The organism is Collinsella sp. TF10-11AT, from assembly GCF_003437565.1.
Lineage (GTDB): Bacteria > Actinomycetota > Coriobacteriia > Coriobacteriales > Coriobacteriaceae > Collinsella.
Genome location: NZ_QSQW01000001.1, coordinates 75,236 through 87,431 on the forward strand (window position 1 = coordinate 75,236; position 12,196 = coordinate 87,431).

At 58.1% G+C, this 12,196-nt stretch carries 11 protein-coding genes; 3 read left to right on the forward strand and 8 right to left on the reverse strand.

Features of this window, described 5'->3' with window-relative positions:
• The first annotated feature begins 146 nt into the window (after window positions 1–146).
• Both DXC99_RS00335 and DXC99_RS00340 read left to right on the forward strand, forming a co-directional pair.
• Window positions 147–863, forward strand: coding sequence for a methyltransferase domain-containing protein (locus DXC99_RS00335; RefSeq protein ID WP_233505631.1), 717 nt, complete (start codon window positions 147–149; stop codon window positions 861–863).
• Window positions 864–1,021: 158 nt separating this feature from the next.
• Window positions 1,022–1,321 carry a YhbY family RNA-binding protein gene (locus DXC99_RS00340; protein ID WP_117628893.1) on the forward strand — a complete coding sequence of 100 codons (300 nt, stop codon included), beginning with the start codon at window positions 1,022–1,024 and terminating at the stop codon, window positions 1,319–1,321.
• 69 nt (window positions 1,322–1,390) lie between these two features.
• On the opposite strand, the gene DXC99_RS00345 is transcribed toward DXC99_RS00340, so the two are convergent.
• The 7 genes from DXC99_RS00345 to DXC99_RS00375 form a co-directional block, all read right to left on the reverse strand.
• The gene (locus tag DXC99_RS00345; RefSeq protein WP_117628894.1) at window positions 1,391–4,390 is read right to left on the reverse strand and encodes a BTAD domain-containing putative transcriptional regulator; all 3,000 of its coding nucleotides are present in this window, start codon (window positions 4,388–4,390) and stop codon (window positions 1,391–1,393) included.
• A gap of 448 nt (window positions 4,391–4,838) precedes the next feature.
• The gene (gene nagB, locus DXC99_RS00350; RefSeq protein ID WP_055251013.1) at window positions 4,839–5,567 is read right to left on the reverse strand and encodes a glucosamine-6-phosphate deaminase; all 729 of its coding nucleotides are present in this window, start codon (window positions 5,565–5,567) and stop codon (window positions 4,839–4,841) included.
• A gap of 272 nt (window positions 5,568–5,839) precedes the next feature.
• Entirely contained in the window at window positions 5,840–6,337 is a 498-nt protein-coding gene (locus tag DXC99_RS00355; RefSeq protein ID WP_117628895.1) for a PTS glucose transporter subunit IIA, read from the reverse strand.
• A 71-nt stretch (window positions 6,338–6,408) separates the two neighbouring features.
• A complete protein-coding gene (glmM, locus tag DXC99_RS00360; RefSeq protein ID WP_117628896.1) occupies window positions 6,409–7,746 on the reverse strand; it encodes a phosphoglucosamine mutase in 1,338 nt (445 codons plus the stop codon).
• A 123-nt stretch (window positions 7,747–7,869) separates the two neighbouring features.
• Window positions 7,870–8,265 (reverse strand): 30S ribosomal protein S9, encoded by a 396-nt coding sequence (gene rpsI, locus DXC99_RS00365; RefSeq protein WP_022094634.1) that lies wholly within the window; start codon window positions 8,263–8,265, stop codon window positions 7,870–7,872.
• 2 nt (window positions 8,266–8,267) lie between these two features.
• Window positions 8,268–8,711 (reverse strand): 50S ribosomal protein L13, encoded by a 444-nt coding sequence (gene rplM, locus DXC99_RS00370; RefSeq protein WP_022094635.1) that lies wholly within the window; start codon window positions 8,709–8,711, stop codon window positions 8,268–8,270.
• A gap of 194 nt (window positions 8,712–8,905) precedes the next feature.
• A complete protein-coding gene (locus tag DXC99_RS00375) occupies window positions 8,906–9,784 on the reverse strand; it encodes a patatin family protein (RefSeq protein WP_117628897.1) in 879 nt (292 codons plus the stop codon).
• 1,096 nt (window positions 9,785–10,880) lie between these two features.
• Between DXC99_RS00375 and DXC99_RS00380 the strand changes: the two genes are divergently transcribed.
• The gene (locus DXC99_RS00380) at window positions 10,881–11,072 is read left to right on the forward strand and encodes a hypothetical protein (RefSeq protein WP_117628898.1); all 192 of its coding nucleotides are present in this window, start codon (window positions 10,881–10,883) and stop codon (window positions 11,070–11,072) included.
• Between the two features lie 84 nt (window positions 11,073–11,156).
• Here DXC99_RS00380 and DXC99_RS00385 read toward each other — a convergent pair whose 3' ends face one another.
• On the reverse strand, window positions 11,157–12,194 hold the full coding sequence (locus DXC99_RS00385; RefSeq protein ID WP_158551533.1) for a GH25 family lysozyme: 1,038 nt from the start codon (window positions 12,192–12,194) through the stop codon (window positions 11,157–11,159).
• Window positions 12,195–12,196 lie beyond the last annotated feature (2 nt).

Here is a 12,196-nt window from a genome sequence, read left to right on the forward strand (position 1 = left end):
AGCTGCTTGCTGCGGATTGGAATGGCGAATGGATGCGTCTGCAGGCCGCTCGGCATCGGGCTGATGATTCTTTTGAATGGGATAAGCGAGCTCGACATTTTCGACCTCTTGAGACTGCCCCTTATGCTCGGGATTTTATAAAGCTGTTGGCACTTGAGCCCGGCGAGTCGGTGCTCGATATGGGGTGTGGAGCTGGGTCGATTGCTATTCCGCTTGCGCAAGACGGGCATCCCGTGATTGCAGCTGATTTTTCCCCTGCCATGTTGGGCACGCTTGATGCTGGTATTGAGTACTATGGGCTCGAGGATCGCATTACGCCGCTTGAGCTTGCTTGGGATGATGATTGGGATTTGGTTGGACCGGTCGCGAAAACGGTGGATGTTGCCTTTGCCAGTCGGTCGGTTACGACGACCAATCTAAAAGGTGCGCTTGCCAAGCTTGACCGTGCGGCTCGTCGGCGTTGTACTGTCACGATGGTCGCTAACTCCAGCCCGCGCTATGATCTGCACTTGATGAACGCTATCGGCGCCTCGGTTACCTGCAGCAATGGCTTTGTGTACGCCTTCAACATCCTCATTCAGATGGGTGCGTTGCCGCAGGTTACATACTTTGAATCGCCTCGTCGCGATACCTTCGATAGCCTTGAGGCAGGCGTGGCGGATTTTTCCCGTATGCTCGAGCATGGCAACGAGGATAAGATCGACCGCCTGCGCGACTATATCGCTCAGCACATGATCGAAAACCCCCATGCCGGCGAGCCGGGCTCCAAGGGCGTGCCGCAGGGGCGCTATATGCTCGACCATATCCGTAAGGTTCGCTGGGCGTTTATTGCATGGGAACCGGTCTCTGAATCCCGCTCGTAGCCCGTTCACAGCCCGCACTGCCCATCACCTCGGCATCCGCATTCTTTTTGAACTGGGCAAACGCGCTCCACACCGCGCCGTTCCTGCGCTATCGTGGGACAGCTCACGTAGATTAAGGCCCCGTCGCGGGGCGCCCCATACATAGAAAGCGAGAACCCATGGCACTGACAGGAGCCCAGGTCAAGCAGCTTCGCAGCATGGCCCATCACCTCAACCCCGCCATCATCATCGGTAAGTCCGATGTCAACGAGGGCACCGTCGAGCAGACGGTCGCCTACCTGGAGAAGCACGAGCTCGTTAAGTGCTCCGTGCTCGATGGCTCCAGCCTTTCTGCCCGTGAGGCCGCCGAGGAGCTCGCCGAGCGCTGCCACGCCGACGTCATTCAGGTTATCGGCCGCAAGTTCTCGCTGTATCGCGAGTCCTCGCGCAAGGACATCGAGAAGATCAAGCTCGTCTAAGAGCCAATGATCCGGCGAGCCGACACATAGCAAGCTTACGGGTGCCCAAGTACTTCGGGCGCCCGTTTTTTATCGCTCGACCAGCACGCGGTTGAGCCGACCCTCCACCAAGCGCTCATATAGATGCCGCGTCTCGGGCTCGGGTACGCCATTGACCTGCTCCCTCAGATGGTGCATATGCCCACTGTATAGCTCGACGATATCGCGCCTCCGCCCCGCCGCACTGTAGACACGCATGGCGCAGCGCACCATATCCTCACGCGCCGTTTCCTGTCGAAGACCCGACTCCGCCAGCCAAATCGCCGACTGCAGATCGTTTTCTTCTAGAGCGGCATTTGCTCCCTTAATCATGCAATCGATGTACTTTGACTGCATAATGCGTCGCATACGCAAAAAGTAGGTGGGATTACAGCCATTGGGAACATACAGCGGTCCGGCATAAAGCTGCTCAATCTTAAGGCACAGCTCAACTAAATGGGGCCCGCGCGCACCCGTGCGATTTCCCAAAACCTCGCGGCTTATCTGGTCAAACAGCCGTACATCGGTCTTGACGTAGTCGCCGTTGAGTCCGATGCATTCATTTTGGATGAGCACACACGACTTGCCATCCGGCGTCGGTCCCAAAGCCGACCGCAAGCGCGATATCGTCGAGTACAGGTTGTTGCGGGCGCTATTGAACTCGGCATGGGGCCACAACTCCATGGCCAGCGTCTCGCGGTCGACGAGCGCATCCATGCCCAGCGCAAGCCGCTCGGCAAGTGTCGCCGCCTTCTTGCGGCGCCACATTTTGTCCGTGATGGGAAACCCGTCGCGCTCGGCGCGGAACGCACCAAACATGCGAATCTCGATATGGTCGATGGTATCAACGGCTTCAACCTCGCCGGCCTGGAACAGGCGCTCGCCCTCCCCTTCCAGATCATCGCGCAGCGAGTACCGCGACAGCTCGCGCACGGGAAGCTTCTTGCGAATCCTGGTCGCCGGCTCGCCCAGACAATGCATGGCAAGGCGCGCAAAGAGCCGATACGATGGCTCCAGAATCCCCGCACGATTCATGGACATCCAGGCCGCAAGATCGCTGTCTCGGCCCGCACAGGCCAAATGCAGCGCCACCATCCAGGCCTCCGCTCCACCAACCTGCGTCTGGCTTATATCGAGTAGCTCCGCTTCCTCGCGCACCGAAACCATCGAGGTGTTACGCAGATACGCCGCGCGCTCCAACAGCAATGCGTTATCGCGCATGTACGCAATCGACTCCTCGGCAAGTTTGAGCACTTGGACCGCACGGAACTTTGCATTAACCGGCCGTCCCTCTGCCAGCGACTGCCAGCCTTCTAGCAACAGGCCAAACAGCTGAATCTGGTTGTCGCGCATGCGCACGGCAAAACGATCGAGCTCGTTGAATGCCGCGTCGTCGGTTACCGGCAAGCCGGAAAGGAGCCGCCGTGCCGCCAACACCATGCGCACCCAGATAGCCATCGCCTTGAGCCCACGTACGTCGAGCGCCTCCCGCACCACCGTCATCTCGTCGTCGCGCTCGTCGGTTCCCGCAAACGACCCGTCAAAAAGCTCCACCAGCATGCTGTCGGCCCGTATAACAATCCCCGCGATGTCGAGCTCGCAGTCGTAGGCCTTGCTCGTTTTGAGCTGCTGTAGAACGCCGCCGTCATCTCCCCGCTCGGTCAGGCAGCGCTTGACCTCGATATGCGCGGACAACATATCGAGTGCGGTATGGGATGTCTCGATTTCTGGCACGGTCAGGTTCGTAGGAAGCCCAAGCCCGTTGTCCCCATAGCAAACAGCCGTCAGTGTCTGGGCCACCCTCCATGAAACAGGGTCTATTTCGCAGGCCGCCCGTTCGCCCCCGCGCTCGATGACCGATGCCATATAGCGAGCGAGCTTTGTATTGGACACGCTGACCGCTGCCAGATATACGCCAAGCGCCTCGGCAGGCGTTGGCTCTGGAGCCGGATCCTCGGCATCGATCGTGCCCAGCGCTGCTCGGCAGATATCGGCCCCGTGCCCCGTCAGAGCCAGATCGACCCCATACTGCCCAGCAAGTTCAAGGACCGCATCACGGTCCAAAAAAGCGTCCGCCAGGCCCATCGCCGCATCGCATCGGCCCGCCTTAAGCAAAATCCGGGCCGCCCTCGGAACAAGTTCGGGGCGAACCTCGGCCACCAACTTACGCAAGCGCAAGCGTCCGTTATCCTCCGTGCCCAGACACGTAAAACTCCGCTCGGCGGGGTCCAAGCCAAAGATCGGGTAGTCGCGTACGAAGTAGGACTGGTCGACCATCGATAGCCTCACCCCGCAAGCCTCGAGTTCTGCGATATTGCCCTCGCCCATCAAAATCATGAGACATGCCACGCAAAACAGTGCATTATTGTCGAGCGAAGCCAGGTCGACAAGTGCCGCGCCATATACGTTGACAATCTCGTTTTCGAGCAGACCGGCTACGTCGCCTTGGCCATACAGACCCGTCTGCAATGCCGAAACGAGCTCGGGCACGCCCTGCGTGAGCTGATAAAAGTCGAGCGATGTGCTGATCGAAAACGCCGATGCCCACGCCGAATACTCATAGGCATGCACCTTGAGCATCTGCGCATTGATCTTAACCGAATCGCCCAGCCCCTGAATCAGTTGACGATTTGAAGGACGGCAGGAGATAAAGACCCCCACCCCCATAGCGCGCAGGCCGCGAATCCTGTCGATGAGGTCTTCGGTATCGTGCTGATCGAGGTTTGGCACATTATCAATCGCGATAAGGGAGTGCGGTTTGTCTTTGAGTTCTTCGGTAACCACCTCGAGCTGCATAAACACCTCGCGCCCAGTGGCGCGATCGGCCTCGATAATCCGCACGGGGCCTCGCGTCGGGTCGCATTTAACCTCATGGGTGTACTGCAGCAGCACCGAGGTCTTCCCAAACCCGTCGGGCGCATAAAGAACCACGATGCCGGCCTTTCGGCCCTTGGCGAGAAGCTCATTCATCAAGCGTTCGCGTCGCACCATATAGCCACCGCCCAGCGGCATCAGCTCGAGGTCGTCCATACTGCCCAAATCGTTTACCATGCCCACTCCTCAACTCGACCGTATGGACACTGTAACCGCAAGACCATACAAGCCGCGCTATGAATAGAGCGACCTTGTGTTCTAGGTTGTCTTTTGGTACGCAAGCGGCAAGTTTTTGTACAGCGAGGGCCGATTGTTATTAATCCCCCGACTAATCGGTCTTTAAGCAGGTAAATGAGCTTGTCAGCTTGTCCCATCTAAGCGGCAGTGTAACGCAAATGAACAAGGTTCAGCTATGTCATTCAACTCGCCTAGCACCCGCTACCGTCTACGACCTTTTAGTGGCATTTTTGCATAGAATCTGGTATGGAATGAATCAAGCTGTTGGGCATCCGGCATTCGTCAAGCTTGCGGCAAGATTTTGGTCAAGCGGGCGGAGAGGGATAACAAAAAGGCCCCCGCAAAGCGGAGGCCTTAGGCAAGGCTATGTCGAGATGCAGGATTCGCGCTACTCGCAGAGCGAAAGGGCGGCCTCGTCGGCAACGACAACGCAGTTGGTGTGCAGCTGCAGGATCGAAGCCGGGCACGCGGGCGTAACCGGACCATAGCACATGTCATGCACGGCCTGAGCCTTGGCCTCGCCGTTGGCGACGACTAGGATCATGCGGGCATACATGATGGTCTGGGTACCCATGGTGTAGGCCTGACGGGGAACATCGTCGATGCTGTCGAACAGGCGGCTGTTGGCCTGAATGGTGCTCTCGGTGAGGTCGACGCAGTGCGTGCCCTTGGAGAAGTGGTCATCGGGCTCGTTGAAACCGATGTGGCCGTTGTTGCCAATGCCGAGCAGCTGCAGATCCGGGTAACCGGCGGCGGCGACGATCTTGTCGTACTCAGAGCAGGCAGCGGCGGCGTCGGGGTTGGAACCGTCGGGCACATGCGTGTTGTTCAGGTCGATGTTGATGTGATCGAAGAAGTTCTCACGCATGAAGTAGTGATAGCTCTGGGGATCGTCGTGCGAAAGGCCGCGATACTCGTCCAGGTTGTAGGTGCTGACCTCGGCAAAGTCGACGTCGCCCTTCTCGTACCAAGCAGCGAGCTGCTTGTAGGCACCGATCGGGGTGGAGCCGGTGGCAAGACCCAGCACGCAATCGGGCTTGAGGATAACCTGCGCCGAGATAATATTGGCGGCCTTGCGGCTCATATCCTCGTAGTCTTTAGCTTTAATGATCTTCATTACGCGTCCTTTCTCGTACAAGAGAGGCAAGGCTCCCCTTACAAGCACTTGCCCGCGGCCCGCGTCGGCCGCAACCAACGTGTGCGGCCACCAGGGCGAGGTCGCGTAATGTATGTGTCTCGTGTCTAGCCGCGTCGAGGCCCCTGCCCGTCCACGGTGACCCAAAGCCGTTTAGCTTCGGACAAATCCCATCTTGCCACGGAGGGCGCCCTCTTTCAAGGGCGCCCTCCATAAACGTGTTTGAATTGTAGGCTAATGGCCACGTGCACTTGCTAGCGCTCCCGAGCAACGATGAGCTGGTCCATCTCTTCGACATGCACGCCAACGGAGCCCTTGATACTCGAGAACTCAACGGAGTTGCACACCAAGATGGGAACCGTCACATCGTAGCCCTCGGCAGCAATTGCCTCGCGATCGAACTCGATGAGCACGTCGCCCTTATGGACGACATCGCCCACCTGTGCATGCACGCTAAAATGCTTGCCCTCAAGCTGAACAGTGTCCAAACCAACGTGGATGAGCACGTCCAAACCATCGACCGTGTTAAGCGCAACAGCGTGACCCGTGGGAAAAATGGCCTCGACCTTGGCATCAGCCGGTGCAATCACACGCGTGCCGGTAGGCTGAATCGCCACGCCCTGGCCCAAAAGGCCGGTGGCAAATGTCTGGTCGTTTACCTCGGAAAGCGGAATGACGTCGCCCGAGATGGGAGCATCCAGCGTAAGGACTCGACCACGCATACCAAAAGACCTTAGGACTTTAGTGAACATGCTCCCCCTCGGACATACCAATCGACCAAAATAGCCTTAACAGTTTACCACTTGGCACTCGTTTTTGACCATTAGGGAAGTTCGCGCTTGACAACCTCGACGATGTCGTCGACAACGCGCTGGGTCAGCTCGTGCGTCTCGGCCTCGGCCATCACGCGGACCAGCGGCTCGGTACCGCTCGGACGCACCAGAATGCGACCACGGCCGTCAAGTTCCTTCTCGGCAGCAGCGACGGCATCCCAGATGGGCTGGCAATCGTCCAGACCAGCCTTGTTGTCGGAATGCACGTTGACGAGTACCTGCGGGTACTTCTTCATGATGCCGGCAAGATCGGTGAGGGTACGACCGGTGCGCTTGAGCACGGCCAGCAGCTGCAGAGCCGTCACCAGACCGTCACCGGTGGTGTTGTGCTCCAGGAAGATGATGTGGCCGGACTGCTCGCCGCCGATGACGGCGCCATCCGCGAGCATACGCTCCAGAACGTAGCGATCGCCCACGGCGGTCTGAACCATTTCGAAGCCCTGCTCCTTCATAGCGATGGAGAAGCCAAGGTTGCACATGACGGTCGAGACAATCTCGGAGTTGGCGAGCTTCCCGCGGGCGGCGAGGTCAGAACCGCAGATAGCCAGGATGTAGTCACCGTCGATCTCATTGCCCTCGCCGTCCACGAACAGCACGCGATCGGCGTCGCCGTCGTGGGCCAGACCGATGTCAGCATGGGTGCGCAGCACGAGCTCGCGCAGGGGCTCAAGATGGGTGGAGCCGCACTCAACGTTAATGTCGGTGCCACAGTAATCGGTGTTGATGGCATGGACCGTGGCACCCAGGCGCTGCAGCGCGGCGGGCGTAGTCTGGCAGGAAGCACCGTGACCGCAGTCAACGGCAACGACCAGGCCATCAAGCCTCAGGCCATCAAGCGTATCGATGGCGTGGTCGACGTATGCCTTGCGAGCGTCCTTCATCTTGATGATGTGGCCCACGCCGGCACCGGTCGGCAGCGTATCGGCAGCCATGGCCTCCTCGGACATGACCCAAGCGCTGATCTCTTCCTCGACAGCATCGGGAAGCTTCATGCCCTTGCGGCTAAAGAACTTGATGCCGTTGAACTCCGGAGGATTGTGCGAAGCAGAGATGACGATGCCGCCGTCGAGCTCATTTTGGACAGTGAGCAGCGCCACGGCCGGCGTAGGGATAACGCCGCAGCAATGCGGGCGGCCGCCCTCGGCCATAATGCCGGCGGTCAGCGCACTCTCGAGCATGGTGCCCGAAAGACGCGTGTCACGGCCGATGCAAATGTCCGGACCAAGGAACTTGGTCGCCGCGCGACCCAGGCGAAACGCAAGATCGCACGAAAGATCGGCGTTGGCGACGCCACGGACGCCGTCGGTACCGAAGATGTTCTGGGGCATAGGATCGCTCCTTCCCTAGCAGGCGATATGCAACCGCCCACCCTAGTCGAAAAAGAAAAGCGGGACCCGCCGAGGAATCGGCAGGCCCCGCTTGTACATTGTATCTCGAAAGGAGATAAAACCTTAGCGCTTGGAGAACTGGGGAGCGCGGCGGGCCTTCTTGAGGCCGTACTTCTTGCGCTCGACCACGCGAGCATCGCGCGTAAGGAAACCGGCCTTCTTGAGGTCAGCACGGTAGTCGCCAGCGTTCAGAAGAGCGCGAGCGATGCCCAGGCGCAGAGCGCCGGACTGACCGGAGATGCCGCCGCCATCGCACAGAGCGATAACGTCGAACTGACCGGCGGTGTCGGTCACCTTGAAGGGAGCAAGGGCGTTCTCAACGAGCTGATGACGGCCGAAATACTGCTCGGCGTCACGCTTGTTGATGGTCACCTTGCCGGTGCCGGGGACGAGACGGACGCGGGCGACGGCGTTCTTACGACGGCCGGTACCCTGGTAGACAACGGTGTTCTCAGCCATCTTTAAGCCTCCAGCTCAATCTTCGTGGGGTTCTGGGCAGCATGCGGATGCTCGGCACCAGCGTAGACCTTAAGCTTGGTCATCTGGGCACGGCCGAGGGTGGTCTTGGGCAGCATACCGCGAACGGCGCGCTCGATGACCTTCTCCGGGTGCTTCTCCATAGCCTGGCGGAAGCTCTCAGCCTTGAGGCCGCCGTTGTAGCCGCTGTGGCGATAATAGGTCTTCGTGTCGGCCTTGTTACCGGTAAGCTGGACCTTATCGGCGTTGATGACGACAACGAAGTCGCCGCAGTCGCTGTTGGGCGTGAACTGGGGCTTGTTCTTACCGCGCAGGATCATTGCGATCTGGGTGGCAAGACGGCCCAGGACAGCACCATCGGCGTCGACGAGAACCCAGTTGCGCTGGACCTCGCCCTGCTTGGCGTAGTGAGTCGATTTCGAAATCACTTAGACTCCTCCATGTACAGTACGTGTTGTTACAGAGATTCACGGGGCTCTGCAAGTAACCCGTCCATATTACCCCGCTCGCCGTACGAGTCAACAGGTATTTTGGCTCCGACCAGAGTTTCTGCACATGTCATCCACGAGCCGTGATTTTTCCAACTCTTTAGCTGTTGTCATTTTTTGAGGGTTCGCCGTCGCTAGCGCTCAACGAACTCTTGGATTTCCGCGAGCAGGCGCTTTGCCTCCTGACGGCCCTGGATATACAGGTCCAAAAGCTTTGCCGGATCGTGCTCGACATGGCCGACCTCGACCGGCTTTTGCGGAGCGACGACCAACGCACGGCCCTCGCGCTCATACTTCCACAGGTGCATGCGCTGTATGTTGTAACGGTCGTGGCGCGTCTCGATAGCCTCGAGCAGGTAGGGGTAGTCGGCATAGCGGGCGCGCGCGGCAGGCATAAACTCGTAGGGCTTTTTCTCGTACGAGCGGTCCTGCGTGACAATGACAACCGCGCGCTCGAAGCCGGCCTCCTCGAGCACATGCTCGATAGGAACCGAATCGGCCACGCCGCCGTCGACGTATTTGTGCCCGTCAATCTCGACCGGCGGCGTCACCAGCGGCAGCGAGGTCGAGGCGCGCACGGCGTCGAGATCGAGCACGGCGCTTTTGACCGGGAGGTACGTGGCGGTTCCAAAGAGCATGTCCGTCGCGACGGCGTACATCTCAATGGGGCTCGCGTCGAACGTCTCGTTATCAAAAGGATCCAGGCGGTCCTGGACGTCGTTGAAGATAAAGTCGTAGCCCACGATGGAACCCGTGGACGCAAACGACGCGGCGCCCATGTAGCGGCTGTCGTTGCAGAAGGTCAAATTGACTCGGTTGGTGCGGCCGATCTGGTGCGACTTGTAGTTGACGCCGTTGAGCGCACCGGCCGAGACGCCGTACACCGCCGGAATTTCGACACCGGCCTCCATGAGAACGTCGAGCACGCCGGCGGTAAACTGCCCACGAAAACTGCCACCCTCCAAGACGAGCGCGACCTTGCCGGCGTTCTTTGCCTTATCTTCTGCAGTCATATTGACCTCCTGCGATTGCGTTTTGGCTTTCTTCTACCCAGTTTTGGAATGGAGGGCGCGCAGGTTTTTCGAGGCGGCAGGTGCAGCGGAAAGTGCGTCCCAGTTTGAGGCGGGATTACGGGATGCGCTTTCCGCTTGGACCGCCGTTGGGAAAGCGCGTCCCGTTCTGAGCGCGGATTCCGGGATGGGCTTTCCGCCTGATGTGTCATCCGGAAACTACGTCCCAGTCTGAGCGCGGATTCCGGGATGGGCTTTCCGCCTGGGCTGCCATTGGGAAAGCGCGTCCCACTCTGCGTCACTGAGGCGTTTTCTTTACGCCCGCGCCCTGCATAGAGTTCGATTCTCCGCGGGTGGGGGAATCCGTTGGTGCTGGGCATGGCTAGCTGAAATACCATCGGCAGCACATCTGTTTTGGGTTGGGGCTTTGCGCGGAGAATCCGCGTGTTTGCTTCGCGAACACGCACCGGCTTCGGCCGCCTGCCGGCGTCCTCGCCCGCGGGCTAAAAACGCTTACGCGTTTTCTTTACGCTCGCGCCCTGCACAGAGTTCGATTCTCCGCGGTACGGGCTAGAAATGAAAAGGCAGGTAGATACGAATATCTACCTGCCTGTAACTATTGGTGGAGCCTCGGATTATTTGTTCGAACCCCACTATAGCCGCAAATGGACGTGAAATCAAAGTTTCTCACAACTGGTTCTGCATCATAACACTGATTAGCGCGCAAAAAAGTTAGCAAAACTCAAATTGATACTTGCGTTAGTATGGGGTATACCCTATAATAGTAGACACAAGGAAGAAAGGAGGTGGTTAAAATGGATGACAAAATATGGGACTTGACAGTATCCATCATCGGCATAATCCTTGCAAAGGCGCTCGATGAAGGAATCCAAGCCCTAAAAGAAAAGACCTCTCGCAAGCCGGGAAAGCATGAGAAGAGGTCTTAGTTAGGGTAAAGGGCACCGCTTCGGCGGTGCCCGAACGCCAAAGCTATTCTAACTTAGGAGGGACGCGATGAAAACAGGAATCATGGTTTTCATCATCTCGTTTATTTCTTTCAGGATGTGGCGCAAGGCCAGGGAAAAGCGGGGGAAGTAAGATGGCAACGGAAGCGCAGCGGCGTGCAACTTCTGCTTACCGTAAAAAATCGGTAAAGCAGCTGACAATTCGGTTTTATCCGAACGATGAAGACGAGATCATGTATACATGGCTCAAAAATCAGGGCAACACAACCGAGTACATCAAGAGCTTGATTCGACAGGACATGAACAACGAACGCGAGCTGCCGTAAGATAACACCAGGTTAATGATTCGATGCAATGCCGTATAAACGCAGAAATGCCCGCACCCCTTAACAGGGTGCGGGCATTTTAGGTTAAATAAGCTCGTTTACTCGTTTCTGGACGGCATCGTAGTTAGCGCCAAGCTTGGCCTTGCGCTCTTCGCCGTCTCCGTACTCGCCGCGAATCACCGCGCGGGCTAAAGCGTCGATGTCAACGGCATTTGCTTTGCCGTTAACGACGGCTTGCACCTCGTCATATCTGTTGCCGAGGATTGCGCGGCGCGTCTCGCCGTTGCCGAAAAGTCCGTTGAGCACATCGGATGCCAGCTCGTCGGCGCTTGCGATAGCTGCACGGTTGATAAGGTTCTGCACCTCCTCGAATCGAGCGCCAAGCTTGGCCTTGCGCTCTTCGCCGTCTCCATACTTGCCGCGCATAACATCGGCGGCAATATCTGCGGCGCTGCCGCTTGGCTCGATAGATTCCACAGGCTGCGCATTGCACGTGCTAGGCTTGGCATAGCGTGCCCATGCGGCGGCATCCATGAAGGCAATATCAAGGTCGAGGTTGCCGCCGTAACCATCGATACGTCCATGAGACGTGTACTGATGCATGACACACGTCTTCCACGCGCCGAAGCCACCAGAGGGAAGCCACGGCGAATCCTGATAACCGGTTACGTTGTCGTTGGCGCACTGGGCAACCCAAAGGGCGTGGTTTTGCGCGATAGCGCCCCAGTCTTCGTCATCGTGCGGGCTTTGAACGACGTTTCGATATGTGTAGAACAGGCATCGAACGCCGGTCAGCTCGTAGATGCGGTCGAGGAACCTTTTAGCGCCGTCGGAGCCGATGCGCCCGCCGTCTTCGTAGTCCAGGATGGGGATTCCCTCGCCGAAATAGTTTTTGCAGTTAGCATAGAAATAATCGGCTTGCTCCACTGGGTCGCAATCACACATGAAGTGATAGAAGCCCCATGGCTTGCCTGCTTGCTTGGCCTTTTGGATGTTGATATCGCAGTAACCGTTGACGTAACTAGTCCCCTGCGTGGCCTTGCAGATTACGAAATCGTAATCAACGGCGTTGATGTCTATATCTTTTTGCCAGTCTGATATGTCGAATCCTCGCATGCTCATAT